General features: G+C 71.3%; 21 protein-coding genes and 1 riboswitch. Of the genes, 10 read left to right on the forward strand and 11 right to left on the reverse strand.

The window, feature by feature from the left end; translation table 11 throughout:
* A complete protein-coding gene (locus G4Z16_RS24135) occupies window positions 1–1,047 on the reverse strand; it encodes a zinc-dependent alcohol dehydrogenase (RefSeq protein ID WP_197352764.1) in 1,047 nt (348 codons plus the stop codon).
* 155 nt (window positions 1,048–1,202) lie between these two features.
* Between G4Z16_RS24135 and G4Z16_RS24140 the strand changes: the two genes are divergently transcribed.
* The 6 genes from G4Z16_RS24140 (at window position 1,203) to ppdK (ending at window position 10,109) form a co-directional block, all read left to right on the forward strand.
* Window positions 1,203–2,639 carry an ABC transporter substrate-binding protein gene (locus tag G4Z16_RS24140; RefSeq protein WP_197354864.1) on the forward strand — a complete coding sequence of 479 codons (1,437 nt, stop codon included), beginning with the start codon at window positions 1,203–1,205 and terminating at the stop codon, window positions 2,637–2,639.
* Window positions 2,640–2,724: 85 nt separating this feature from the next.
* Window positions 2,725–3,780, forward strand: coding sequence for a carbohydrate ABC transporter permease (locus tag G4Z16_RS24145; protein ID WP_197352765.1), 1,056 nt, complete (start codon window positions 2,725–2,727; stop codon window positions 3,778–3,780).
* Window positions 3,781–3,922: 142 nt separating this feature from the next.
* Complete coding sequence (locus G4Z16_RS24150) at window positions 3,923–4,789, forward strand: carbohydrate ABC transporter permease (RefSeq protein WP_197354865.1); 867 nt, start codon at window positions 3,923–3,925, stop codon at window positions 4,787–4,789.
* A 7-nt stretch (window positions 4,790–4,796) separates the two neighbouring features.
* A complete protein-coding gene (locus G4Z16_RS24155; RefSeq protein ID WP_197352766.1) occupies window positions 4,797–6,002 on the forward strand; it encodes an ROK family transcriptional regulator in 1,206 nt (401 codons plus the stop codon).
* Window positions 6,003–6,084: 82 nt separating this feature from the next.
* Window positions 6,085–6,975: a Gfo/Idh/MocA family protein gene (locus G4Z16_RS24160; protein ID WP_425508114.1), complete on the forward strand. Its 891-nt coding sequence runs from the start codon at window positions 6,085–6,087 to the stop codon at window positions 6,973–6,975.
* Window positions 6,976–7,403: 428 nt separating this feature from the next.
* On the forward strand, window positions 7,404–10,109 hold the full coding sequence (gene ppdK / locus G4Z16_RS24165; RefSeq protein ID WP_197352768.1) for a pyruvate, phosphate dikinase: 2,706 nt from the start codon (window positions 7,404–7,406) through the stop codon (window positions 10,107–10,109).
* A gap of 294 nt (window positions 10,110–10,403) precedes the next feature.
* Here the strand turns inward: ppdK and G4Z16_RS24170 are convergent, their stop codons facing one another.
* Together G4Z16_RS24170 and G4Z16_RS24175 are read right to left on the reverse strand one after the other, a co-directional pair.
* Window positions 10,404–11,978 carry an MFS transporter gene (locus G4Z16_RS24170; RefSeq protein ID WP_197352769.1) on the reverse strand — a complete coding sequence of 525 codons (1,575 nt, stop codon included), beginning with the start codon at window positions 11,976–11,978 and terminating at the stop codon, window positions 10,404–10,406.
* Between the two features lie 115 nt (window positions 11,979–12,093).
* A complete protein-coding gene (locus G4Z16_RS24175; protein ID WP_197352770.1) occupies window positions 12,094–12,876 on the reverse strand; it encodes an IclR family transcriptional regulator in 783 nt (260 codons plus the stop codon).
* Between the two features lie 123 nt (window positions 12,877–12,999).
* On the opposite strand from G4Z16_RS24175, the gene G4Z16_RS24180 reads away from it, so the two are divergent.
* Together G4Z16_RS24180 and G4Z16_RS24185 are read left to right on the forward strand one after the other, a co-directional pair.
* On the forward strand, window positions 13,000–14,469 hold the full coding sequence (locus G4Z16_RS24180; RefSeq protein ID WP_197352771.1) for an MFS transporter: 1,470 nt from the start codon (window positions 13,000–13,002) through the stop codon (window positions 14,467–14,469).
* A gap of 91 nt (window positions 14,470–14,560) precedes the next feature.
* Window positions 14,561–16,183, forward strand: a complete 1,623-nt coding sequence (locus tag G4Z16_RS24185) for a thiamine pyrophosphate-dependent enzyme (RefSeq protein WP_197352772.1) — start codon at window positions 14,561–14,563, stop codon at window positions 16,181–16,183.
* A 256-nt stretch (window positions 16,184–16,439) separates the two neighbouring features.
* Here G4Z16_RS24185 and G4Z16_RS32985 read toward each other — a convergent pair whose 3' ends face one another.
* From G4Z16_RS32985 to pcaH, 7 genes are all read right to left on the reverse strand, one after another.
* On the reverse strand, window positions 16,440–17,462 hold the full coding sequence (locus G4Z16_RS32985) for a transglycosylase family protein (RefSeq protein WP_343070899.1): 1,023 nt from the start codon (window positions 17,460–17,462) through the stop codon (window positions 16,440–16,442).
* Window positions 17,463–17,521: 59 nt separating this feature from the next.
* A riboswitch (cyclic di-AMP (ydaO/yuaA leader) is annotated at window positions 17,522–17,700 on the reverse strand.
* A gap of 276 nt (window positions 17,701–17,976) precedes the next feature.
* Window positions 17,977–18,801, reverse strand: a complete 825-nt coding sequence (locus tag G4Z16_RS24195) for a response regulator transcription factor (protein ID WP_197352774.1) — start codon at window positions 18,799–18,801, stop codon at window positions 17,977–17,979.
* Between the two features lie 319 nt (window positions 18,802–19,120).
* Window positions 19,121–20,038 carry an oxidoreductase gene (locus G4Z16_RS24200; RefSeq protein ID WP_197352775.1) on the reverse strand — a complete coding sequence of 306 codons (918 nt, stop codon included), beginning with the start codon at window positions 20,036–20,038 and terminating at the stop codon, window positions 19,121–19,123.
* A 94-nt stretch (window positions 20,039–20,132) separates the two neighbouring features.
* Window positions 20,133–20,975 (reverse strand): alpha/beta fold hydrolase, encoded by an 843-nt coding sequence (locus G4Z16_RS24205; protein WP_246531030.1) that lies wholly within the window; start codon window positions 20,973–20,975, stop codon window positions 20,133–20,135.
* 93 nt (window positions 20,976–21,068) lie between these two features.
* Window positions 21,069–22,715 (reverse strand): class-II fumarase/aspartase family protein, encoded by a 1,647-nt coding sequence (locus tag G4Z16_RS24210; protein WP_246531031.1) that lies wholly within the window; start codon window positions 22,713–22,715, stop codon window positions 21,069–21,071.
* Window positions 22,702–23,298 carry a protocatechuate 3,4-dioxygenase subunit alpha gene (gene pcaG, locus G4Z16_RS24215; protein WP_197352777.1) on the reverse strand — a complete coding sequence of 199 codons (597 nt, stop codon included), beginning with the start codon at window positions 23,296–23,298 and terminating at the stop codon, window positions 22,702–22,704. Before pcaG ends, G4Z16_RS24210 begins: the two co-directional genes overlap by 14 nt.
* Window positions 23,298–24,065 carry a protocatechuate 3,4-dioxygenase subunit beta gene (pcaH, locus tag G4Z16_RS24220; RefSeq protein WP_197352778.1) on the reverse strand — a complete coding sequence of 256 codons (768 nt, stop codon included), beginning with the start codon at window positions 24,063–24,065 and terminating at the stop codon, window positions 23,298–23,300. The genes pcaG and pcaH overlap by 1 nt, the downstream gene beginning before the upstream one ends.
* A 24-nt stretch (window positions 24,066–24,089) precedes the next feature.
* Between pcaH and G4Z16_RS32990 the strand changes: the two genes are divergently transcribed.
* Window positions 24,090–24,221, forward strand: a complete 132-nt coding sequence (locus tag G4Z16_RS32990) for a hypothetical protein (RefSeq protein ID WP_281393717.1) — start codon at window positions 24,090–24,092, stop codon at window positions 24,219–24,221.
* Window positions 24,222–24,384: 163 nt separating this feature from the next.
* Window positions 24,385–24,822, forward strand: a complete 438-nt coding sequence (locus G4Z16_RS24225) for a MarR family winged helix-turn-helix transcriptional regulator (RefSeq protein ID WP_028435027.1) — start codon at window positions 24,385–24,387, stop codon at window positions 24,820–24,822.
* Between the two features lie 70 nt (window positions 24,823–24,892).
* Here G4Z16_RS24225 and G4Z16_RS24230 read toward each other — a convergent pair whose 3' ends face one another.
* Window positions 24,893–25,363 carry a nitrite reductase small subunit NirD gene (locus G4Z16_RS24230; protein ID WP_425508180.1) on the reverse strand — a complete coding sequence of 157 codons (471 nt, stop codon included), beginning with the start codon at window positions 25,361–25,363 and terminating at the stop codon, window positions 24,893–24,895.
* Window position 25,364 lies beyond the last annotated feature (1 nt).

Here is a 25,364-nt window from a genome sequence, read left to right on the forward strand (position 1 = left end):
TCAGAACTCCAGGACCATCTGCAGGGCGTCGGCCGGGCGTTCGTCCAGCAGCGCGTAGGCGTCGCCGGCCTCGGCCACCGGGACGACGTGGCTGACGAGTGACTTCACATCGATCTGCTCCTCGGCGACCAGCCGCAGGAACGTCTGCTGGAGGCGTTCCACGCTCCACCGTCCCGCCAGCTCCTGGGGCACCCCTCCGATCTGCGAGCAGATCAACTGCGCCCGGTTGTGGTGGAATTCGTCGCCGAGCCGCAGCCCCGCGCCTTCCCCCTGGTAGAAGCCCGAGGCGACGACGCGTCCGCCGACGGCCACCGAGCGCAGTGCCTCCTGGAGCGCGGGGTAGGCGCCGCTGATCTCGATGGCGGAGTCCGCGCCCCGGCCCTCCGTCAACTCCCGTATTCGTTCGGCGACATCGTCCTCGCGGGCGTCGAGGGTGACGTCCGCGCCGTAGCGGCGTGCGACCTGCAGCCGCGCCGCGAGCGCGTCGACGGCGATCACACGGGCACCGCTCAGCCGGGCGAGACGCGTGGTCAGAAGCCCGATCACGCCCTGCCCGAACACCGCGACGTCCTCACCGAGGTTGACCGCGGCGCCGAGCACGGCGTTGTACGCGATGGCACCGACACGTGCGAACGCCCCCGCGAGAGGTTCGAGTTCCGCGGGCAGTGTGTGACCGGCGAGCCTCTCGCCCGGGACGATGCCCTCGCTGCGGTGCCCCCAGATGCCCCATGCCAGGTCGCCGACGGCGGGCATCCCGGGAAGCCCGGTCAACTCCGGTGAAACCTCGGTGACTTCGCCGACCTCGGAGTAGCCCCAGCCGGTCACGGGATATTCGATGCCGGCGGCGCCGTCCCGGAAGAGCCGCGCCTGCGGGTCCCAGGTGCGGGTGAGATAGGGGTTCGTCCCCCGGTACGCGGTCAGTTCCGTGCCCGCCGATATGCCGGAGTAGAGCGTGCGGAGCCGCACATGGCCCGACGGCAGCGGCGCACGTTCGTGCTCGGCTATCTCCACCTGCCGCGGTCCGGTGAACTGGACGACTCGCTCCACAAGGCACTCCGGGGGTCTGGCTCTGACGTGGGCTTCCCAAGTTCCGTCGAAGATACATGAGAATTACGTCTTGTTAATAGACAGAAGTGGTGCTGAGATGCATCCCTGTGAAGCGGAAGCCAGGTGAGGACGAAGCAGGCATGGCACGCATGTGGATGTGGGCGCGGCGCCCGCACGCGAGGTACGCGAGGAACGCCGCCGGGAGAACCGCCGCGGCCGCCGTGGCCGTGTCGCTGGGTGCCGCGCTGCTCGCGGGGTGCTCGGCGAACGCCCGGACGGGCCCGGACCGGCCGGACGACAAGATCACCGTGTGGACGTTGGAGAACCTGCCCGCGCGCATGGCGGCCGAGAAGAAGATGGTGGCCCGCTTCGAGAAGAAGAGCGGTGTGCGGGTCGAACTCGTCGGCGTGGACGAGGGCCAGCTCCCGCAGCTGATCATGTCCGCCGCCGCCTCCGGCCATCTGCCCGACGTGATCGGCTCGCTCCCCCTCGGCCAGGCCTGGCAGATGTACGGCAACGGGCTGCTGAACACCAAGGCACCCGCCGACATCGTCAAGGAGCTGGGCCGCGGCACCTTCAACCCCAACGCGCTCGAGCTGACGTCGGACGGCCCGGCGCGGCTCACCGTCCCCTCCGACGCCTGGCTGCAACTCCTCGTCTACCGCAAGGACTTGCTGAAGAAGGCCGGCCTGCCCGCGCCCGACAGCTACGCCACGATGCTCGACGCCGCACGGAAGCTCGACCGCGGCCGCATGCACGGCATCTCGCTGGCCACCGATCCCGCCGACGCCTTCACACAGCAGAGCTTCGAGGACCTCGCCCTTGCCAACGACTGCCAGCTGGTGGGGAAGGGCAAGGTGACGCTGGACTCCTCCGCGTGCCGTCGCACCTTCGCCACGTACGACGAACTGGCCCGCGAGCACGGAGCTCCCGGCACGCAGACCGTCGACACCACCCGTGCCACGTATTTCGCGGGCAGGTCTCCGATGATGGTCTGGTCCTCGTTCCTGCTGGACGAGCTGTCCGGGCAGCGTGCCGACGCGGTGCCGAGCTGCCCGGAGTGCAAGAAGAACAAGGCGTTCCTCGCGGAGAACAGCGGCATCACCACCGCGCTGAAGGGCCCGGACGGAAAGAAGCCCGTGCAGTTCGGCGAGATCACCTCGTGGGCCGTGACGAAGACCGCGGAGACCGGAGCCTCCCGCAAGTTCGTGAAGTACATGCTGAGCGACGGCTACGAGGACTGGTTCGGGATGGCGCCCGAAGGCAAGATCCCGGTACGGCAAGGGACTTCGGACGACCCCCGCAAGTTCACCCGTGCCTGGCACTCCAGCCGGCTCGGCGTCGAGGCGAAGGTGCGCAAGCCCCTGAACTCGATCTATCCCGACGAGCTGCTGGACGAACTGACCGAGGGCATCGGCGTGATGCGCCGCTGGGGCTTCACCCAGGGTGAGGGAGCCCTCGTCGGCGCCACGAACGGCGAACTGCCCGTACCCAAGGCCATCGGAGCCATGACCAGCGGCCAGACCTCGCCGGACGAGGCGGCCCGCGAGTCCCAGGACGAGATCGACGCGCTGCGGCGGTCCCTGCGGTGAGCCGCTCCCGCGCCCAGGGGACCGTCCACGCGGGCCCGATCACCCCCGTCACCCGAGGTACGCACACACCCGAGGTACGCACACCATGACGCATCCCACGACCACCGCACCGGACGGCGTCCCCAGTCCGGACGCCTCCTCAGCAGACGGCGCCGCGGACGGGCGGAGCCCGCGAGGCGCACCCGGCCCTGGCGTCACGCGCCGCCCGCTCACCGCGAGCCGCAGGGAGAACCGCGCGGGGCTGGCCTTCGTCACGCCCACCGTGGTCGTCGTGGGCGTCGTCGTCGTCCTTCCGATCCTGTGGACGGTGCTCCTCGCGTTCCAGAACGCACGGCTCATCGACATCCAGAACATGGGGCTGCTGGGCGACTGGTCGCTGGAGAACTTCCAGTCGGTCTTCGGCTCACCCGGCTTCTGGACCAGCCTGTGGACCACGCTCCTGTACACCGTGGGCTCGACGGCCGGCTCGATCGCGCTCGGCCTGGTCGCCGCGCTCGCGCTGCGCAAGCCCTTCCGGGGCCGGGGACTGGTCCGCGGTTCGATGCTGCTGCCGTACGTCGCGCCGGTCGTGGCCGTCGCGTTCGTGTGGCAGATCGCGCTGAGCCCGCAGTTCGGCATCGTCAACGAGTGGGGCGCCAAGCTGCTCGGCTGGGACGACCCGGTGGCCTTCCTCTCCACCCGTTCCTACGAAGTCTCCCTGCTCGGGCTGGACTTCGAGCTGCCGCTGGCCCTGCTGACCGTCATCGCCTTCGAGACCTGGCGCTACTTCCCGTTCGCCTTCCTCTTCCTGCTGGCCCGCCTCCAGGCGGTGCCCGGCAGCCTGGAGGAGGCAGCGAAGGTCGATGGCGCCGCTCCCACCCAGCGCTTCCGGCACGTGCTGCTGCCGCAGCTCATGCCCGTCGTCGCGCTGCTGTCCGTGCTGCGCTTCATCATGGAGTTCAACAAGTTCGACGACGTGTACCTGCTGACCGGCGGCGGCTCCGGCACGGACGTCGTCGCGGTGCGGGTCTACAACTTCCTCACCGCCCGCTTCGACGTGGGCGCAGCCGCGGCCCAGGCGCTCGTCCTCGCAGTGATCCTGATGGCGCTGCTGGGCCTGTACTTCACGTTCTTCGGCAGGAAGGTCCAGGAAGACTCATGAGCGACGCACGCACAACCACCCGGCGGCAGAGGTACGCGATGCCCGCGCCTCTGACTTGTGCGGGCGGAGCCGGGGGTACCGCCCGGGCTTCAGCTCCGGGGGAGAATGCAGGGAGCACAGCATGAGCCGCGCCCAAGTCCCCATGAGCCGGGCCCAGTTCGAGGAGCGGCTGTTCGGCGTGCTGCGCTGGGTGGTGATCGCCTTCCTCGCGCTGATCACGCTGGCGCCGTTCTACTACATGCTCCTGCTGTCGGTGAAACCCATCGATGCCCTGCTGCTGGACCCCGGCCGACTGTGGGTCTCCGCCCAGGAGTTCACCCTGAGCACGTACGAGGAGGTGCTCAAGCCGACCGCCGAGGGCGGCCAGGGATTCCTGGGCATGCTCTCCAACTCGGCGCTCGCCTCGCTCGGTGCCGTGGTGCTCACGCTCCTGGCGGCCATCCCCGGCTCGTACGCGGTCAGCCGGCTGCGCTTCTTCGGCGGACGGCAGCTGAGCGCGCTCTTCCTCGCCGTCTATCTCTTCCCGGCGACGCTGCTGGCCGTGCCGCTCTTCGTGATGTTCGCGAAGATCGGGCTGCAGGGCAGCATCGTGGGGCTCGCGATCGTCTACATCGCACAGACCGTGCCCGTCTCGGTCTACATGCTGAGGAACTACTTCGCGACGATCCCCTTCAGCGTCGAGGAGGCTGCGGCGCTGGACGGCTGTTCACGCCTGCAGACGATCCGCAGGGTCGTACTGCCCCTGGCCGCACCGTCGTTGATGGCCACCGCCCTGTACATCTTCATGATCGCGTGGAACGAGTTCCTCTTCGCGCTGCTCTTCCTCGCGGCGACGCCGGAGAACTGGACGGTCTCCCTCGGGCTCCAGCAGCTGGCCAACGGCATCGAGGTGTCCAAGACCGTGCTGATGGCAGGATCGGTCGTGCTGACCGTTCCTGTGGTCCTTCTCTTCCTCGCCGCGGAACGGCTGCTGACCGAGGGCCTCACCAGCGGGGCGGACAAGAGCTGAGGAGCGGATGACCGGGAACCAGGCGAGCGCGGGACACCTGCTGCAGCTCATCCGGGAGGGCCGCGCGACCACGCGCGGGGCGCTGCAACGGGCCACCGGGCTCTCCCGGTCCACCGTCGGGCACCGGCTCGACCAGCTCTTCGCGGCGGGCTGGCTGCGGGAGGGCGAGGCGGCACCCGTCGAGGGTTCCGGTGGCGGACGGCCGTCCACACGGCTGGAGTTCGACGCGGAGCACGCCGTCGTGCTCGCCGCCGACCTCGGCACGCACCTCACGAGCGCGGCCGTCGTCGACCTGGCGGGCACCGTACTGGCCGAGCGGTCCGGCGAGATGCTCATCACGGACGGGCCGGACCACGTACTCGACACGCTGGCGCAGTGGTTCGCCGGTCTGCTGAAGGAGACCGGCACACCGCACGGCCGGGTGTGCGGCATCGGCCTGTCCGTGCCGGGCCCCGTCGACTGGGACTCGGGTCTGGTCGTCCAGCCGCCGATCATGCCGGGCTGGGACGGCTTCCCGATCCGCGGCAGGCTCCAGGAGGCATGGGTCCGGCACATCGCCGCCGACGGGCCTGCCGTGCCCGTACTCGTCGACAACGACGCCAACTTGATGGCCTACGCGGAGCAGCGCGCCGGCCACCGGGACTGCGCGGCCTTCCTGCTGGTGAAGGTCTCCACCGGCATCGGCGCGGGCGTGGTCGCGGACGGCCGGCTCTACCGCGGGATCGACGGCGGCGCCGGCGACATCGGCCACATCCGCCTCCACGACTGCCCGGACGCGCTGTGCATGTGCGGCTCGTACGGCTGCCTGGCCGCTGTGGCCAGCGGGCGGGCGCTGGCGGCCCAGCTCTCGGACGCGGGCATCGCCACCTCCTCCGCCTCGGGTGTCCGCGACCACCTCGCCGCCGGGCAGCCGGACGCGGTGCGGCTGGCGCGTGAGGCGGGACGCAAGGTGGGTGAAGTGCTCGTCACCGTCGTCACGTTGCTCAACCCGGGCGTTCTCATGATCGCCGGGGATCTGGCGGGGACGCCGTTCCTCACCGGCGTCCGGGAGCTGCTGTACCAGCGGGCCATGCCGCGCACGACAGCGCATCTGAACGTCGTCACCTCGCGGCTGGGGGAGCGGGCGGGGCTGCTGGGCGCCGCCGCGAGCGTCGTCGAGGAGCTCTACTCGCCGGAGCGGGCCGATGCCCGGCTCGCCGATCCCGGCCGCTGACCCCGACGGGGGTGTTCGCCGTCCCGAGGGCGGTGTGGCGCCCGGTACGGCCCGCCCCATGTCCCGTACGGAAGGAGCGCTCGTGACCGAGCCTTGGACCGCCGACCCGGTACGGGTGGGCCTCGTCGGAGCCGGCCCCTGGGCCCGCACCATGCACGCCCGGATGCTCGCGGCAGGCCCGGAGACCGAGCTGGCCGGCGTGTGGGCGCGCAGGCCCGAGGCCGCGGCGGACGTCGCCGCCCCGTACGGTGCCGCCACCGCGTCCTCGTTCGCCGAACTCCTCGACATGTGTGAGGCGGTGGCCTTCGCCGTACCGCCGTCGGTGCAGGCCGAGTTGGCGCCCTCCGCCGCGCGGGCGGGCCGGGCGCTGCTGCTGGAGAAGCCGCTCGGCCTCGACCTCGCCTCCGCCCGTGGGCTGGCGGACGCCGTGGCCGACAGCGGCGTCGTCTCCCAACTCGTACTGAGCAAGCGTTACCACCCGCGCACCCGTGAATTCCTCGCGCGGGCAAGGCAGTTGAAGGTCGCGGGTGCCCGTTCCTGCTACGTGCACGGCGCCTTCCTCGACGGGGAGATGGCGACCGGCTGGCGCCTGGAGCACGGCGCGCTGCTCGACCTGGGCCCGCATCTGCTGGACCTGCTCGACCTCGCGGTCGGCCCCATCGCCTCCGTGCGTGCCGCGGGGGATTCGCGGCGCTGGATCGAGCTCACTTGTGAGCACCAGAACGGTGCGGTCAGCCAGGCGTCGTTGTCGGGCGCGGTGCGGCTCCCACGGGCGCGGACCCGGGTCGAGCTCTACTCCGAGGAGGAGGAACTCGTCTACGACACAGCGGAGTTCGACCAGGACGAGGGCTGGGCCGTGCTGCGGCGCGAGTTCGCGGAGGCAGTACGCGAGGGGCGCTCACGGGACGTCGACGCGCGGCGCGGGCTGCGTCTCCAGGAGCTGCTGGAGCAGGCGCGGCGGTCGGCCGCCTGACTGGGACCGACAGCGACGGGCTCCGGAGCGGGCCGGGCGACGAGGGCCGACATGTCCGCATTGTGAGACAAGGGCGTTCCCTCGCAGGCGTGATTCTCGCCACCTTGATCAGAGGTGCGCTCAAATGAGCGCTCAACTGTGCGATGCAGACCTCCAAGGAGCAGCCCGTCACTTTACTCGCTCTAGATTCATTGCCCGAAGGTCGGCATGACACAGGGTGACTCCGAGGCCGGGCGAGGTTGCGTCCCGGAGTCGTGAATTCGACTTGTGGAGTCGATCTTTACGGCCGTATGAGGCGACCGCCACCTTCGATCCTCTCCGTCCGGGTGGTTACGGCCCTTTGGCGTACCGCTGGACGTACGTCTGTGCCTTCGATCTGGGTACGCTCCCCGCCGTCAGGGCCAGCCGTCCACGAGGAGTCGAGTCGCGTGCCGGATCACGATGTAGCGCAGAAGTTCGTCTACGACTTCACAGAGGGCAACAAGGATCTCAAGGACCTCCTGGGTGGCAAGGGGGCCAATCTCGCCGAGATGACCAACCTCGGGCTCCCCGTCCCGCCCGGGTTCACGATCACCACCGAGGCGTGCAAGGTCTACCTCGACAGCGGTGAGGAGCCCGACGTTCTCCGCGACGAGGTCAGCGCCCATCTCGAGGCGCTGGAACGGAAGATGGGCAAGAAGCTCGGTCAGGCCGACGACCCGCTGCTGGTGTCCGTGCGGTCCGGGGCGAAGTTCTCGATGCCCGGGATGATGGACACCGTCCTCAACATCGGCCTCTCCGACGACTCCGTGCACGGGCTGGCCGCACAGTCCGGCGACGAGCGCTTCGCCTGGGACTCCTACCGGCGGCTCATCCAGATGTTCGGCGACACCGTCCTCGGCATGGACGGCGAGGTCTTCTCCGAGGCCATCGAGCAGGCCAAGAGCCTCAAGGGCGTGACCAGCGACATCGACCTGGACACGGCGGACATGCAGACCCTGACCGAGAAGTTCAAGCACCTGGTGCTGAAGGAGACCGGGCGGGACTTCCCGCAGGACCCGCGCGAGCAGATGGACCTCGCCGTCACGGCGGTCTTCGACTCGTGGAACGGCCAGCGGGCCAAGCTCTACCGCCGTCAGGAGCGCATCCCTCAGGACCTGGGCACGGCCGTGAACGTCTGCTCGATGGTCTTCGGCAACCTCGGCCCGGACTCCGGCACCGGCGTCGCCTTCACCCGCGACCCCGCGACCGGCCAGCAGGGCGTCTACGGCGACTACCTGCAGAACGCCCAGGGCGAGGACGTCGTCGCCGGCATCCGCAACACGGTGCAGCTCGCCGAGCTGGAGTCGCTGGACAAGGCCTCCTACGACCAGCTGATGCAGATCATGGAAACCCTGGAGACGCACTACAGGGACCTCTGCGACATCGAATTCACCATCGAGCGCGGCAAGTTGTGGATGCTGCAGACCCGCGTCGGGAAGCGCACCGCGGCCGCCGCCTTCCGCATCGCCACGCAGCTCGTCGACCAGGGCCTCATCGACGAGGCAGAGGCGCTGCAACGGGTCAACGGCAACCAGCTCGCGCAGCTGATGTTCCCCCGGTTCGACAGCAACGGCGGAGTCAGGGACGCCGACGAGATCGGCTGGGGCATCGCCGCGTCACCGGGGGCGGCCGTCGGCAAGGCGGTCTTCGACTCCTACACCGCGATCAAGTGGTCCCGGTCCGGTGAGAAGGTCATCCTCATCCGCCGCGAGACCAACCCCGACGACCTGGACGGCATGCTCGCGGCCGAAGGCATCCTCACCTCCCGCGGCGGCAAGACCTCGCACGCGGCCGTCGTCGCCCGCGGCATGGGAAAGACCTGCGTGTGCGGCGCCGAGGAGCTGGAGGTCGACACCAAGCGGCGCCGCCTGAAGACCCCCGGCGGGCTGATCATCGAGGAGGGCGACGTCGTCTCGATCGACGGCTCCACCGGCAAGGTCTACGCCGGTGAGGTGCCGGTCGTGCCGTCGCCCGTCGTCGAGTACTTCGAGGGCCGCATGCACGCCGGGGCCGACGACGCCAACGAGCTGGTCAAGGCCGTCCACCGGATCATGGCGTATGCGGACCGGGTGCGCCGCCTGCGCGTACGGGCCAACGCCGACAACGCCGAGGACGGCGCGCGCGCACGGCGCTTCGGAGCGCAGGGCATCGGCCTGTGCCGTACCGAGCACATGTTCCTCGGCGAGCGGCGCAGCCTCGTGGAGCGGCTCATCCTGGCGGAGTCCGAGGAGGAGCGGGAGGAGGCCCTGGAGGGTCTGCTGCCGCTCCAGCAGGGCGACTTCGTCGAGCTGCTGGAATCCATGGACGGGCTTCCGGTGACCGTGCGGCTGCTGGACCCGCCGCTGCACGAGTTCCTGCCGGACATCACCGAGCTGTCGGTGCGGGTGGCCCTCGCCGAGTCCCGCAAGGACGCCAACGAGAACGACCTGCGGCTGCTGCAGGCCGTCCACCGGCTGCACGAGCAGAACCCGATGCTGGGGCTGCGCGGCGTGCGGCTGGGCCTGGTCGTGCCGGGGCTGTTCACGATGCAGGTACGGGCCATCGCGGAGGCCGCGGCCGCGCGCAAGGCCGGCGGCGGCGACCCACGAGCGGAGATCATGATCCCGCTCGTGGGCACCGTGCAGGAGCTGGAGATCGTCCGCGAGGAGGCGGAGGCGGTCATCGCGGACGTCGAGGAGCAGCACGACGTCGAGCTGAACCTGACACTCGGCACGATGATCGAGCTGCCGCGGGCGGCCCTGACGGCCGGCCAGATCGCCGAGTGCGCCGACTTCTTCTCCTTCGGCACCAACGACCTCACCCAGACCGTGTGGGCGTTCAGCCGTGACGACGTGGAGGCCAGCTTCTTCACGGCGTACCTGGAGAAGGGGATCTTCGGGGTCTCCCCGTTCGAGACGATCGACAGGGAAGGCGTGGGCGAGCTCGTACGCCTGGCCGTGGAGGCGGGCCGCGCCACACGCCCCGACCTCAAGCTCGGCGTGTGCGGCGAACACGGCGGCGACCCCGACTCGGTGCACTTCTTCCACGACGTGGGGCTCGACTACGTCTCCTGCTCCCCGTTCCGCATCCCCGTCGCACGTCTGGAGGCGGGCAGGGCGGCCGCGGCCGACTGATATCGCTGGCTCCGGCCCCGGAAGCGCCCCGGTCCGGCTCCGGTCCGGGCCATGCGCCGGGCACCGGGCCGGACTTCCTGGACCGCCTCGCGCCCGCGCACCCTCACCGGCGGCGGGGCGGGCCCGGGAACCCGAGGGGGTGGCACCTGTGCGGAGGTGCCACCCCCTCATTGGTGCCCTCATGGTGCGGCCCGCGTCCGTACGCCGCTCGCCCCTCCGGGCAGGGGTCGCCCGAAATCCACTGGTTCTCCCTCGTGGAGACCTGTCCGCCGGTGCCCGTGACCGGCTCCCCGGTCAGGGCTCAGCGGGCTGCGCGGCCGCGGACTCTTCCGCCGTACTGTCGCCGTCGCCGTCGGTGCGAGGCCCGTCGTCGCGACGGTGCCGCTTCCGCATGCGCAGCAGCACCGCCGCCGCGGCGAGCAGCAGCGTGAACGCACCGGTCCACAGCGCCAGATGGAGGCCGGTGACGAAGGCGTCGTCGATGCCGCGTACGACGGCGGCGGGCAGACCCGACGTGCTGCCGAGTCCCGTGCTGCCCCCTGCCGTGACGGAGTGGGCCAGCGCGTCCGCGTCCCGCGAACCGGTGGCGGGGAGTTCGTCGCGGAGTGCGGCGGCGAACCTTGCGGAGAGGATCGCGCCCATCACCGCGACACCGGCCACACCGCCGACCTCGCGGAGCATGTTGAGCGTCGCGGAGGCGGCTCCCGCACGTGCCTTGGGCGCCGCCTCCATCACCGCGACGGAGGTGGAGGCAACGGCCATGCCGAACCCCGTGCCCAGGAGCGGCATGAGCCAGCCGAACTCGGCGAACCGGGCCTGCGCCCCGTACAGGGTGAACCCGGCGAGCCCGGCGGCGAGCAGGACCAGTCCGGCGGCCAGGACGAAGCGGTGGCCGAAGCGGGCGCAGAGACGTCCGGTCAGTACGGCCGTGACGGCGGTGAACACGGTGGCGGGCAGCATGGCCAGACCGGCCTTGGTCGGGGACCAGTTCAGGACGTACTGCAGATAGAGCGTGACGAAGACGCTGAGCCCGAAGAAGCCGAAGCCCACGGCGGCTCCGGCGAGGACCGCGGTGCCGGTGGACCGGTCAGTCAGCAGCCGCAGGTCCAGCATCGGCGAGGCCACCCGGCGTTCGGCGACCGTGAAGGCCGTCAGGGCGACGGCGGCGGTGCCGGCTCCGCAGAGGACCGCGGGGTCGCTCCACCCCCGTACGGGCCCCTCGATCAGGGTCAGTACGAGGGCGCCCAGCCCGAGCACGGCCGTGATCTGCCCGGCAGGGTCGGGCCGCGCGCCCGAGCGGGGAACCTCCGGCAGGACGCGCGCGGCGGCCATCAGCCCGGCAGCACCGACCGGGACGTTGATCCAGAACGCGCTCGACCAGCCGAAGTGATCCACCAACGGTCCGCCCAGCGCCGGTCCCAGGACGAGGCCCGCCCCCGAAACACCGCTGTTGACGCCTATCGCCCGGGCCCTCTCGCGGGGATCGGTGAAGACGTGCCGCAGGATCGAGAGCGTGCCCGGCGTGAGGGCCGCGGCGCCCACGCCCTGCACCGCGCGTCCGACAACCAGGACGTCGATGCCTTGGGCCAGGGCGCAGACGGCCGAGCCGGCGGTGAACAGCGCGAGTCCGGCGAGGTAGACGCGACGCCGGCCCCAGCGGTCGCCGAGCGTTCCCCCGGTGAGCAGCAGCGCGGCGAAGACGACGCTGTACGCCTCGACGACCCACTGCAGACCGGCCGTTCCGGTTCCGAGGTCCGCCCCGATGCCGGGCAGGGCCGTGGTCACCACGAGGTTGTCGAGCATCGCCATGAACAGGCCCGTGCAGAGGATCATCAACACCGCCCGCTTGCGGGCCTTCGAATACGGCATGACAGAACTCTCGTGCAGCACCCGGCCGCGCGTCCACGCCGGTGCTGTTCAGCGGCGCTGCTCTCCCGCGGGCTGCTCTGTGCCGCCGCGTTTCTCTGCCGCCGCGATCGCGGCTCTACAGCTCCGAGCCGATGCGCTCGGCGGTCTGCCGCAGCAGCGGGGCGAGTTCGGCGGCGCGCGCGAGGTCGAGGCGGATGCTCGGGGCGGCGACGGTCACCGCCGCCACGCATGTGCCGAACCGGTCGCGTACCGGGACGCCGACGCCGTGCACGCCCATGACGCTCTCGTCGACGTTCAGGGCATAGCCGCGTGCGCGCGTCACGGCGAGTTCGGCGACGAGGGCGTCGACGTCGGGCAGCGTCGAGGCCGTCAGCGCCGCCAGCCCGCGCCGGTAGCGGGTGCGCGCGGCCTCGGGGGACAGCTCGGAGAGCAGCGCCTTGCCTCCGGCCGTGCCGTACGCGGGCACGCGGTCGCCCGTACGCGTGCCCACGCGGAGCGGGTGCGGGCCCTCGACGCCGTCGGCGAAGCGCGAGTCGGGACCGTCGAGGACGAGGAGGTTGGTCGTCTCGCCCGCCTCGTCCCGCAGGCGGGCGAGATGGCTGTGGGCGACCTGCACCAGCGTCGGCTCGTCGACCGGTCCGCGGGTCAGCCCCAGCAGCACGGGGCCGAGACGGTAGCGGCGGCCGCCGGGTTCCTGCTCGACGAATCCATGGCCGCGCAGCGTTGTCAGCAGCCGGTGCGCGGTGGAGCGGGCCACGCCCAGGTGGTCGCTGATGTCCGTGACGCGGGCGCACTGGTGTCCGCGCAGATAGACCAGGGTGCGCAGTGCGTTGTCGACCGAGCTGGCGGCGTAGACGTCGGCCTGCCGATCGTGTTCCTCCCCCTGTTTTTTCGGCATAGCAGAAAAGCTACCGCAACCCGTTCCGCCTACCACTCCGTGAGCCTAGTTTGACCGGCGGCCCGCGCGCGCCTTCGGACGCCGCCCGGCGTCCGGCACTGCACCAACCGCAACGGAGACCCCATGAAGGCTGTACCGGGAGACCCTTCCTCAGTCGAGCCACGCACGGACACCACCGCGGAGGGCCGCGGCTGGCGCTCCTGGCACACCCTGTGGGTGCTGCTGCTCCTGGGCTGGACGGTCAGCGCCGCGGACAGAGCCGTCACCGGTCCCGTCGTCACATGGATGATCGACAACAAGGTCGGATTCCTGGCCGAGGCTCCGCATCCGCACGCCCTCGGCGGCCTGGTCGGCGGGCTGTTCTTCGCCGGCTACATGCTGACCCAGTTCCCCGGCGGCTACCTCGGGGACCGCTACGGGCACCGCACCCTCATCGTGGTCAGCCTGCTGTGGGCGGGTGTTGCCACGATCCTGACGGGCTTCATCGGCGGCCTCGTCGCGTTCATCGTCGTACGCGTGGTCACCGGCCTCGGCGAGGGCGCGTTCTACTCCAACGACCGCAGCCTGATCAGTGCCACGACGCCCGAGCGCAACCGAAGCCTCGGTATGGGCGTGGTCATCACGGGACTTTCCCTCGGTATCACCATCGCGATCGTCTTCACGCCCGAACTCATCGAGTTCGGCAAGCTCTTCCTCGACCACGTCGAGGCGTGGCGGATGGTCTTCTGGGTGCTGGGTCTCGGGACCGTGATCGTCGCCGTCGTGGTCGCCCTCTGGTTCCGCGCGCACCTGACGATCTCCGGGCTGAGCCGCGCGACGCTCCATCTGAGCGCCTACTCCGCCGTCTCGCTCGCCTTGATCATGGGCGTGTACTGGCTCGGCACGAGCGCCGGTCTGAACGAGCTGTGGGTCGCCCTGCTCGAAGTCGGCCTGGCCCTCGGCCTGGTGCTCTTCGTGCTGGTCCGCAAGGGCACGGAGATCGGTCCCGTGGTCAAGAACCGGGACCTGATGCTGATCTACATCGTCTACATCGCGATCCTGTGGAACCTGTGGTTCTTCAGCTTCTGGTCGGTGTCCATCGTGGCCGGGGCGGCGAAGTCGTCGTTCATGGCCGCCGCCCTCACCGCGGGATTCAACGCGGGGGCGGGCATCCTCGGCTTCCCGGCCGGCGGCTGGCTCTCGGACTACGGGCTGCGACGCGGCTGGGGACGCAAGTCGATGATGCTCACGTTCACCGGAATCCAGGCCGTGCTGACCTTGGCGTTCGCCTGGTACCTCAGCGCCGCGGCCAAGCCGTCCTTGTGGGTCATGGGCATCCTGCTCTTCACCGCGAGCCTGTTCTTCAACGCGCTGCAGCCCGTCGGCCAGGCTCTGACCGCCGATCTCGCCCCGGAGTCCTTGCGGGGTTCGGCGTTCGGCATGCAGAACCTCATCGGTGAGATCGGCGCCGTCCTCTCTCCGGCGATCAGCGGCGTCCTCCGTGACAGCACCGGCGGCTGGGAGGCCGCCGTGTGGCTGGACGCGATCATCGTCGTCGCGGGCTTCTTCGTGCTCTCGCAGGTCCGCAGCCGGAAGCAGCCCGCCGCGGCCTAGGGGTCCGCGGCAGCCGTCCGCACACACGGCAGAACGAGGGGCCGGCACTCCGGCCGGCCCCGCAAGTCACCGCAACAGGAGCTCCACTTTCATGCCCACCGTCCGCGAGGCGGCGCTCGACGTGATGCGCCGGCACGACCTGACCACCGTGTTCGCCAACCCCGGCTCGACGGAGGTGCCCTTCCTCGCCGGCCTCCCCGAGGACATCCGCTTCGTGCTCGCGCTGCACGAGGGCTCGGTCATCGGGGCCGCCACCGGATATGCCATCGCGCGCGAGGCGCCCGCGCTCGCGCTGCTGCACACCACCGCCGGCCTCGGGAACGCGGCGGGCGCATTGTCCACGGCACGGGTGAACCGCGCGCCGCTCGTCGTGGTCGTCGGCCAGCAGGACCGCCGCCACCTCGTCCAGGAGCCCTTTCTCGCGGGGCGCCTGGAACAGCTCGCCGGCGACTATCCCGTACGGACCGAGACGCCTCCGCGTGCGCAGGACGTGCCGGGCGCGATCGCGCGGGCCGCACACGCCGCCCGTACGTTGCGCGGCCCCGCGCTGGTCATCGTCCCGATGGACGACTGGGCCCAGCCGGCGGAGGAGTTGCCGCTTCCCGCTCCCGCGCAGCTGCGGCTTCCTGCTGCCGCCGACACCGGCGACGTGGGGGAGGTCGCCGCGCTGCTGGACGCGGCGAGCGCACCCGCGATGGTCGTCGGTGCCGGAGCCGACCACCCGGTGACCTGGGAGGCGCTGACGCTCCTCGCGGAGCGGCTCGGCTGCCCCGTGTGGCAGGAGTCCTTCGGCGCCCGCGCCGGATTCCCGCAGGACCATCCGCTCTTCGCCGGCCATCTGCCGGCCGACCGGACGCGGCTGCGGGAGGTCCTCGGCGCGCACGACCTGGTGCTGAGCGTGGGGGCGCCCGTCTTCCGCCAGTACCCGTACGAGAAGGGTCCGTTGGTGCGGGCGGGCACGCGCCTCGCCGTCGTCACGGACGACCCGGCCGAGGCCCAACGGGCCCCGGTCGCACTCGCCGTGGTGGCCGAACTGCCCGCGTTCTGCACGGCGCTCGCCCAGACCGCTGGCAAGGGCGAAGGCGGTGCCGCACGGACGCCCGACGCCGTGCGGCCCGTCGCCGAGCGGGCCGTTCCGCCCCCGCCGCCCGCCAAGGGGGAGCCGCTGCGTGCCGCACACGTACTGGCGGAGCTCGCGCGGCGGCTGCCGGAGGAGACGGTGCTGGTGGAGGAGACCCCCTCCAGCCGTCCCGATCTGCACGCGCTCGTGCCCGCGCGTCGGCCCCTCGGATTCCTGAGCGCCGCCATGGGCGCGCTCGGGTTCGCGCTGCCGGCGGCCATCGGCGTGCGGATGGGAGCGCCGGAGCGCCCGGTGGTGGCGGTCGTCGGCGACGGGTCGTCGCTCTACCAGATACAGGCGCTGTGGACGGCCGTGCGCTACAAGGTCGGCGTCGTCTTCGTCGTCCTCGCCAACGGGCGCTACGCGATCATGGACCGGCTCGCGGACAAGCACGAAAACACCGCGCCCTGGCCCGACTTCGAGGAAGTCAGCGTCTCCGGCATGGCGAAGGCCCTGGGCTGTTCGGCGCGCCGTGTCACCGGACACGCCCAACTCCTCGCCGAATTGGACGCGCTGCTTCCCGAACTCCCCGACAGCACACGGCCGCTGGTTCTCGAAGTCGCGGTGCGTGCCGAGGAGACATTCCAGCCGTGAAGGGCCGCGGGCGGAATCCGTTGCGCCGCCCGTGACAACGCGGAACAAGGAAAAGCCGATGGCGGCTGGTCCCCCGGAAGGAATCCGGTGAACGAGCCGCCATCGGCGTGGCAATGCGGTGGACAGCCGATTCGCCGAATCGCTGATCCGTGGACGATTCGGAGAATCGCAGGAATGCTGAATCGCACCGCACCTGTGTTGAGTTGTCGCCGGCCTTGTCACCGACCCGTCGGACCGGGTCCGGTGGATCGCTCGGTCAGTACGGTCCGTTGACGTTGTCGATCGAGCCGTACCTGGCGGCCGCGTAATTGCAGGCGGCCACGATGTTCGCGACGGGGTCGGTCATGTTATTGGCCGTTCCCTCGACGTGGTACGAGTCGAAAGTCGGCTTGATGGTCTGCAGCAGACCCTTGGACGGGGTGCCGTTCTGGGCATTGATGTCCCAGTTGTTGACGGCGTTCGGGTTGCCGCCGGACTCCCGCATGATGTTGCGCTTGATGCCGTTGTAAGTCCCGGGAATGTTCTTGGACTTCATGATGTCCAGGGACTCGCGGATCCAGCCGTCGAGGTTGTTCCCGTACTTCGAGCCGGAGGAATGCGTGGCGCCGGCCCGCGGTGCCTTTTCGCTGCGCTGCGGCTGCGAGCGCGAGGCCCGTGCCTCGCCGTCGAGGCTGAGCTTCTGACCCGGGCGGATCAGGTCGGGGTCGGAGCCCACGGTCTTCCGGTTCGCCTTGTACAGGCCCTGCCAGCCGCCCTTGGTGTCGTGCTCGCGGGCGATCGCGCTGAGGGTGTCCCCGGTCTCGACGGTGTACTTCTCGCCGCTCCTCGGGCTGTCCTTCTTCCCGGCCTTCTTGGGCTTGGACTTCTCGGCCTTCTTGTCGGCCTCGCCGGCAGCGGCCTTCGCCTGCTTGTCGGAGCCGCCCGACAGGTCCGGAGCGGCGCTGTCCGCGCTCAGCCCGGCCTTGGCGCCGCAGGAGGGCCAGGCCCCGGGGCCCTGGCTGTCGAGCACCTTCTCGGCGACCTTGATCTGCTCTTCCTTGGTGGCCTGGTCGGCGCGCTGTGCGTATTCCGTGCCGCCGTTGGCGGCCCATGTGCTCTGGCTGAACTGGAGGCCGCCGTAGTAGCCGTTGCCGGAATTAATGGACCAGTCGCCCGTGGACTCGCACTGGGCGACCTTGTCCCAGGTGTCCACGGAGGCGGCGTTCGCGGTGCCCGAGCCGATGAAGGGCAGGGCGATGCCCGCACCGCCCGCCGTAATGGCGAGGGAAGTGCGCGACACTCCGCGCGGGATACGGCGATTGGACTGACGACGGTGTCGACCGCGTCCGGACATAGGGCTGTTCCTCTCCTGCGCCTGCGAGGTGAGCTGTCGGATTCGGGCTGGAGCAGCCCGGCCGCGGCGAATGCGAGGGGGCATTCGCGTGCGGCTTCACCCCAAGCCGTGCGTTTCCAAGGGGGCGAAACGCGCGGCACTTACCTGGGTCCCCCGCTCCTGCCGGGCTGGGATTGCGTGATTTCCGCGGGCCGGTGGCAGGATTCGGCGTTCCGGCAGCGGACCACCGCACGGGAGACGCGGTGGGCTTGCACGTTAATCAGAAGGAATTCGTCACCACAAGAAAGGCGCAGAATCCACGGAAGATGAAGATCGCGGAAATTGGCATGTACGGGTTAAGGCGTGCCGTTCCATTCGCCTTACGGTGCAAGGGAATTGAACGGACCGGGATGAGCGTGAAGTCGCCGATGTGACGCCGGTCACGGGGTTTCTGTGGCGCGAATCACGCTTTCCGCCCGATTTACGGACCGGTCTGCGCGGGGGCCTCGGAGCCGGACGGATCCACGCGGTGATAGCGGCGCTCCGGACGCCCCGTGGTGCCGTACCGCAGGGTGACGCGGGCGGTCCCGACGGAGACGAAGTGCTCCAGATACCGCCGGGCGCTCACACGGGACAGGCCGATGCGCCCGGCGCACTCGGAAGCGGAAAGGCCCGCGGGATCCGTCTCGGCGTCGAGCGTGGCACGCACCAGTCCGGCCGTCTGCTCGGTGAGGCCCTTGGGCAGCCGCGTACGGCCGGCGGCCCCGTCCTCCCTCGCATGCGGGCGGTGCGCTCCGGAGCCCTCGGTGCCGCTGCCGCCCGGGAGGCCGGACGTGCCGGGGTCGCCGGGCTCGCCGCCGGGGGCGGACGCGTCGCCGAACAGCCGGTCCACGTCCCGCTGTTCCGGCGCCTGGAGCGCCGCAAGGGCCTCGCGTCGTTCCGCGAACCGGAGCAGCCGCTCCTTGAGCAGCTGCCCCTCGAAGGGCTTGATGACGTACTGCACGGCGCCGCCGCGCTGCGCGCCCCGCACGGTCTCGGCATCACGGGCGGCGGTGACCACCAGCACGTCGGGGCCTTCCTCCGGCCCGCCGGTGCCGCGCAGCTCCCGCAGGACCTCCAGGCCCGGCAGGTCGGGAAGGTACATGTCCAGCAGCACGAGGTCGGGCCGCAGCTCGCGCACGGCCGCCAGGGCGTCCTTGCCGCTGTGCACGGCTCCCGCCACGGTGAAGCCCGGCACCTGCTCGACGAGGGTGCTGTGCAGGCGGGCAACCATGAAGTCGTCGTCGACGACGAGTACGCGGATCACGGCTGCCTCCTCCCGCCGCGCCGGGCGGGCGGCTCCGGCGTGAACGGACGAACAAGAAGTACGGGATGTATGGGGTGTACCGGACGCCGGACCGGCGGGCGGGCGGCGGTCCTCCCCGGTGGCACCGCACGGACGCAGGAAACCATGCCCGATCCCGAGGTCACGCACAAAGGCTCCGACCGAGCCGACGGCGGAGGTACGGGGGCAGTACGGCGGCGAGAGGCGGTTGAGCGGCACCCCCCGGCCGGCACCGGAGGAGGCCCCGCGTCAGGAGCGCCGGCACCGTCCCCGCTCAGGGCCCCGGGTCGGAGCACGGGGGTCACTTCACTGCGTAGGTGACCCCCGTCAGCCGTTCCGAGACCGCCCAGAGCTGCGCCGCCGCGATGTCGTTGCGCGTCCACGGGGCCCGCCAGGCCGGACCGGGGCCGCCTCGCACGCCCAGGATGCGCGGACCGTAGAAGGTGTCGCCGTGCACGTACGGCGCGGTCGCCGCGTACAGGACCGGCGCCGCACCCTGGTCCGCCGAGGCGCCCACCGCGTCGGTGAACAGCTGCGTCACCCGCTCGCGCCCCGCCTTGCCCGCCAGCCGCGGGCCCTTGGCCTGCAGTTCGGTCCGCGCATAGCCGGGGTGGGCGGCCGTGACGGTCAGATCGAGGCCCTGGTGGTCGGCACGGTGCGCAAGCTCCCGCACGAAGAGCAGGTTGGCCGTCTTCGAGGCGCCGTAGGCGACCATCGGGCGGTAGTGGCGCTCGCTGCCGAGGTCGTTCATGTCGATGTTGGACAGGAAGTGGGCCATGCTGGCGACCGTCACCACGCGGGCGCCGGGCGCGGCGAGGAGCCGCTCCAGCAGCAGCCCGGTGAGGGCGAAGTGACCGAGGTGGTTCACGCCGAACTGCGTCTCGAAGCCGTCGGCGGTACGTCCGTAGGGAACCGCCATCAGGCCACCGTTGTTGACCAGCAGATCGAGCCGGCGGTAGGGCAGCGTTCTGGCGAACTCCCGTACGGACGCCAGGTCCGCCAGGTCCAGCAGGCGCAACTCCGCGCGGGCCTCGGGCACTTGGGAGAGCAGCCGGTCCAGAGCGGCGGCGCCGCGCTGCTCGCTGCGGCACGCCAGCACCACCCGGGCGCCGCGCCGCGCCAGTTCGCGCGCAGTCACGTAGCCGATGCCGCTGTTGGCGCCCGTCACCACCGCGGTACGCCCGCTCTGGTCGGGGATGCTGCGCGCTGTCCAGCTCATGCGACTCAGCGTATGGCGGCCGGACGGACCGCGCGAGGGAGCCGCAGGGGGGTTGCGAGGCTCACGGGGTCGCCGCCGGCCGCCCGCGCCGGGCTCACCGGCGGTCCGCCTGGCCGGGCACGCCTTCGTGGTGGACGAGCAGGGCGGAGGTGACCGGGTCGGGACACTCGGCGTTGGCCAGATGCGCGGCCCCGGCGACCTCCACCAGGGCGGCGCCGGGGATGCCGTCGGTGATCTCACGGGAGTGCGCGGGCGGCGTGGCCGGGTCGAGGCGTCCCGCGACGGCGAGGGTCGGCACCGTCACATCGGCGAGCCGGTCCCGCAGGTCGAACGACGCGAGGGCGTCGCAGCAGGCCGCGTACCCGGCGGCTTCCGTACAGCGCAGATCCTCCAGCATCGCCGCACCGTGCGGCGTGCTCCCGTACTCGGGCGAGAACCACACACCGGGGCGGGACGCGATCATGGACTCGGTGCCGTTCGCACGCACGGCCGCCGCACGCTCACGCCAGGCGGAGGGCTCTCCGAAGCGGGCCGAGGAGCAGACCATGGAGAGCGTCGTGAGCCGCTCGGGGTGGTGCACCGCGAGGTACAGGCCGACGGCGCCTCCCAGCGACACCCCGGCGTAGGCGAACCGCTCCCAGCCCCGGGCGTCGGCCGTGCGGAGCACCAGTTCGGCCAAGTGCCCCACGGTGGCGCTGCCGTCGTTGGGGATCAGTTCGCTGGAGGAGCCCGCCATCGGTTCGGCCGGGGAGGCCCCGTGCCCCGGAAGGTCCCAGCGCAGCACGTGGTGGGTGCGGATCAGCGAGGGAAGCTGCGGCTCCCACACGGCCAGCGAGGTGCCCAGGGACGGCCCGAGGATCATCGGCCTGCCGTCGGCCGGTCCGTCGACCCGGTGGTAGGGGAGCGGCTCGGCAGCGGGCCCGCCGAGAGCGGTCACGGTGATGTCCCCGGGACTGCTCGACCTGCGGGGTGTATCGCTTCCGCTGTCGCCGGGCGAGGCGGGAGGTGGGATTCCGATGCCGATGGTCTGTCACCGCTCTCGGTCGGGGGCTGCTGCGTCGTCTGCGTCATCGGGGCTGCTTCTGCGCCAACTTCCCTGATTCTCCGCGTCCTGTGCGGTGCCGGGCGGCTGTGCGGGCCCGTGCGCCGGAACGGACGAACGGACGGGCGTCGGGCCGCGCCGCAGCGCGCGGTCGGTGAGGGCGGGCGCGGAGCCCGTGTAGTGCGTCGGGTCCGTCAGGTCACGCAGCCGGTCCCTGGAGAGCATCTCGTGCAGGGTCGGCTCCTCCTCCTCGAGGGCCTCGTCCAGCGTGATGCCCTCGTCCACGGCCATCCGTGAGGCGGCGTCCAGCAGCTTGCGCGCGCGGGCGCGGCCGAGGAGCGGCCCGAGGGCCACGGTCAGGCGCTCGCTGACGATCAGTCCCTCGGTGAGGGCGAGGTGTTCGTGCATCCGGTACGGGAAGACCTGGAGCCCTTCGGCGAGTTCGGCCGCCTCGTGTGCCGCGCCGCCGGTCAGCCGCAGCAGGTCGCGCACCGGCTGCCACTCGGCGTGCCAGGCGCCCGCGGGGCGCTCGTCCTCTGCCGTGAGCGAGGACAGCAGCGTCGCGGCGAGGGCCGGGGCCTGACGCGCGCTGGCGGCGACGAGCGTGGCACGCACGGGGTTGGTCTTGTGCGGCATGGCGGACGAGCTGCCTCCGTCGCCCTCGCCCACCTCGCTGATCTCGCTGCGCGAGAGCACCAGCACGTCCGCGGCGAACTTGCCCAGGGCGCCGCAGGCGAAGGCGCAGGCCGACCCGAGATCGGCGACGGGCGTGCGCAGCGTGTGCCACGGCAGCGGGGGTTCGGCCAGTGGGAGCTCACGCGCGTAGGCGGCCAGCAGCCTGAGGCCCAGGTCGGTGGCGGGAACGCCGTGCGCTGCCTCTTCGGGGGACTCCGACTCCGGCCCGTGGCTGCCCGGACCGGTCCTCGGGCCCGTACCGTCGCCGTCCGTTCCCGCGTGGGCGTCCGCCTCGGCGTAGGCCGCGAACGCCGCCAGCGTGCCCGCCGCGCCGCCCAGTTGGACGGGGAGGCCGGCACGTGCCGCCGAGAGCCGGTCACGGGCGTCCAGCACCAGGCTGCGCCAGCCGGCGACCTTCAGGCCGAAGGTCGTGGGCACCGCGTGCTGGGTCAGCGTCCGCCCCGGCATGGGGGTGTCGCGGTGCTCGGCGGCCATCAATGCCAGCTCGCGCGCCGTGCGGTCCAGGTCGGGGAGGATCGTGTCCAGCGTGCGGGCGGCGACCAGCATCAGCGCCGTGTCGAGGATGTCCTGGCTGGTGGCGCCCCTGTGCACGTACGGCGCGGCGTCACGCCCGACGGCGTCGGTCAGGTCCGCGACCAGCGGGATCACCGGATTGCCGCCGGAGCGGGCACGCAGCGCCAGCCCGCGTGCGTCGAAGCGTTCCGCACGGGCGGCTTCCGTGACCGCCGACGCGACGGAGCGGGGCGCCAGCCCCACGGCGGCCTGCGCCCGCGTCAGCGCGGCCTCGGCGTCCAGAAGTGCCTGGAGCACCGCCTCGTCCCCCGTGCCGGACTCCGCGCCCGAACCGGCCCGTGCCGGTGCGAGAAGTCCGACGTCCTCCGGTCCGGGGCCAGGGCTGCTCCCCGGCCCCGTACCGGAGCCTCGTTCATTGGAAGTCAAGGAAAACGGTCTCCTTCTCGCCCTGAAGCCGGATGTCGAAGCGGTACGAGCCAGTGGCACGTTCAGCCGTTGCCACCAGGGTCTCGCGCCGTTCTGCATCGAGCGAGGCGAGAAGCGGGTCGTCGGCGTGCGCTTGAGTGTCTCCCGGAAAGTACACGCGGGTGAAGAGGTGGTGCAGGAGCCCGCGCGCGAAGACACACACACTGATGTACGGGGCGTGGCCCGCGCGTGCGCCGGGCCGGAAGGTGTGCGCGGTCCAGTGGCCGTCCGCGTCCGTCGCCACTCGTGCGAAACCGGTGAAGTCCACGCCGTTGCGCCCGAGATGACCACCGTTCACCGGGTCGCGCCGCATGGAGCCGGGCGCCCCCGCGAGGTCTCCGTCGGTGTCGGCCTGCCACAGCTCGATGAGCGCGTCCGGTACGGGCGCGCCCGAACCGTCGTAGACGTGTCCGTGCACGGTGACGGTGCCGTCGCGGCCCGCAGGGGCGACGTCGCCGCCGCCCGGGAAGGGAAGGGCGTAGCCGTAGAAGGGCCCCACCGTGTGGGACGGGGTCGGCTGCAGGGATGTGTGTTCGTCCGTCATCAGCGGCCCTCCTCGATCCAGGTGGCGGACGGTCCGTCCAGGACGATGTCCCAGCGGTAGCCGAGGGACCATTCGGACCGGGACAGCTCGTGGTCGTACCGGGCCACCAGCGCCTGCCGCGCGGATTCCTCGGTGACGGACTGCAGGATCGGGTCGTGGGCGAAGAGCGGGTCGCCCGGGAAGTACATCTGGGTCACCAGGCGCTGCGTGAACGCGGTGCCGAAGAGCGAGAAGTGGATGTGGGCGGGGCGCCAGGCGTTCTCGTGGTTGCGCCAGGGGTAGGCGCCGGGCTTGATCGTGGTGAAGGTGTAGCTGCCGTCGTCACCGGTCAGGGTGCGTCCGACACCGGTGAAGTTCGGGTCCAGCGGTGCCGGGTGCTGGTCGCGCAGATGCGCGTAGCGTCCCGCCGCGTTGGCCTGCCACAGCTCGATGAGCTGCCCGCGTACGGGGCGCCCGGCGCGGTCCAGCAGCCGTCCGGAGACGGTGATGCGCTCGCCGAGCGGCTCGCCGGTGTGCCGCGTCGTCAGGTCGTTGTCGGTGTCCGTGACATCGGTGGTACCGAAGACGGGGCCGTGCAGCTCGACGGTTTCCGGGTCGGACTTCACGGGGACGAGCGGCTGCTTCGGGTACCGGAGCATGCTGCTGCGGTACGGGGCGTAGTTCCGGGACGGGTGGTGGGAGGCCGGCGCTCCGGCGGCGCGTGACTTCTCGTACGCGTCGCGCAGTTCGGCGATCTCGCGGTCGATGTCTCGCTGGGTGAGGGGCATGGACGGCTCCTGTCGGTCCTCCTCGTGGACGGAGGCGAGGACGCGGACGGGGACGGGGACTGGGACTGGACGGCGCGGGTGATGTGGGGCCGGGAGGTGCTCCGGCGGTTGTTGCTCGACCTCGAATTGCTCAGTGTGCTGATTATTTTCGGGTGAGGTTTCTGACGCTGCCACTACCCGTTCGGACTCGTCAAGGGCACGGAACGTGCAGGATGACGTGGGGAGGGCTCGACACCCTGTGGCTCGCGGCGCCAGAATCAGTCAGTACACGATCGGAAATCGTGCACGGAGGAACAGGACGAGGGAGAGCTGGGAGCGCATGGCCGCGGTCGATCTGAGCACGCACCCGGGGCATCTCGCCCGCCGGCTCCAGCAGGCCCATTCCCTGCTGTGGGGGGCGATGGTCTCGGAGGAGACCACGTCGCCGCAGTTCGCCGTGCTCAACGCGCTGGAGGAGAAGCCGGGCATGGACCAGCGCACCCTCAGCGAGCACGTCCACCTCGACCGTTCCACCATCGCCGACCTCGTGGCACGCCTCGCCGGGAGGGAACTGGTCGAGCGGGTGCGCGATCCGGACGACGGGCGCCGCAACGTGCTCAAGCTGACGGAGGAGGGCCGCAGGCTGCACCGGAAGCTGGTCACGCGGACCGCGCGGATGAACCGGGTCTTCCTGGCGCCCTTGAACGGTGAGGAGCAGGAGACCCTGCTGCGGCTCATCGCCAGGGTGGCCGGGGCCGCGGAGGAGCTGCGCGGCTGAGCGCTGCCGCCCGCCGGGGCCGCCCGCCGGGGCCGGCCGCGATGACCGGGCCCCGGGCCGGGTGAGGGGTTCAGCGGGTGCGGGAGCGGAAGACCGGGACGCTCACCGTCCCGTCGTCCAGGCAGCGTCCCGTCCGCAGGTCGAAGCGCTGCTTCAGCAGCGGCGAGGCCACGAAGGGGGTGCTGCCCGAGTGGCCGGTCTCCGGGGCCTCCGTCGCGGCCGGGTCGCCGGGCGCCGAGCCCAGCAGTCCGCGCGAGAGAACGTAGGCGCCGGTGAACGGGTCCCGGTTGCCGATGACGTACGTACGGCCCGCACGGTCGACGAAGACCGCGGCCTGGGAGCCGTCGCGCAGGAGGGCGGCCACGCCCCGCCCGGGGGTGAGGTCGTCCAGGCCGCAGACCGTGAACCACCCCTGATCGTCACGCACTTCGACGCGGGGACCGTCGAACTCAGCCGCCGTGACGGAGCCTTGCGCGGACGCGGCGTTCGCCCCGTGGGCCTCCCTCGTCGTCGCCGTCATCGGACCGGTCGTCGCTGTGATG

The sequence above is a fragment of the Streptomyces bathyalis genome, from assembly GCF_015910445.1.
Classification (GTDB): Bacteria; Actinomycetota; Actinomycetes; order Streptomycetales; family Streptomycetaceae; genus Streptomyces; species Streptomyces bathyalis.

Bases quoted from the DNA above. Each gene is read 5' to 3' on its own strand.
- G4Z16_RS24145 (WP_197352765.1), top strand. From the start codon at position 2,725: ATGACGCATCCCACGACCACCGCACCGGACGGCGTCCCCAGTCCGGAC.
- pcaG (WP_197352777.1), bottom strand. From the start codon at position 23,298: ATGACGGACGAACACACATCCCTGCAGCCGACCCCGTCCCACACGGTG.
- G4Z16_RS24175 (WP_197352770.1), bottom strand. From the start codon at position 12,876: ATGCCGAAAAAACAGGGGGAGGAACACGATCGGCAGGCCGACGTCTAC.
- pcaH (WP_197352778.1), bottom strand. From the start codon at position 24,065: ATGCCCCTCACCCAGCGAGACATCGACCGCGAGATCGCCGAACTGCGC.
- G4Z16_RS24185 (WP_197352772.1), top strand. From the start codon at position 14,561: ATGCCCACCGTCCGCGAGGCGGCGCTCGACGTGATGCGCCGGCACGAC.
- G4Z16_RS24155 (WP_197352766.1), top strand. From the start codon at position 4,797: ATGACCGGGAACCAGGCGAGCGCGGGACACCTGCTGCAGCTCATCCGG.
- G4Z16_RS24140 (WP_197354864.1), top strand. From the start codon at position 1,203: ATGTGGGCGCGGCGCCCGCACGCGAGGTACGCGAGGAACGCCGCCGGG.
- G4Z16_RS24180 (WP_197352771.1), top strand. From the start codon at position 13,000: ATGAAGGCTGTACCGGGAGACCCTTCCTCAGTCGAGCCACGCACGGAC.
- G4Z16_RS24225 (WP_028435027.1), top strand. From the start codon at position 24,385: ATGGCCGCGGTCGATCTGAGCACGCACCCGGGGCATCTCGCCCGCCGG.
- G4Z16_RS24170 (WP_197352769.1), bottom strand. From the start codon at position 11,978: ATGCCGTATTCGAAGGCCCGCAAGCGGGCGGTGTTGATGATCCTCTGC.
- G4Z16_RS24150 (WP_197354865.1), top strand. From the start codon at position 3,923: ATGAGCCGGGCCCAGTTCGAGGAGCGGCTGTTCGGCGTGCTGCGCTGG.
- G4Z16_RS24200 (WP_197352775.1), bottom strand. From the start codon at position 20,038: ATGAGCTGGACAGCGCGCAGCATCCCCGACCAGAGCGGGCGTACCGCG.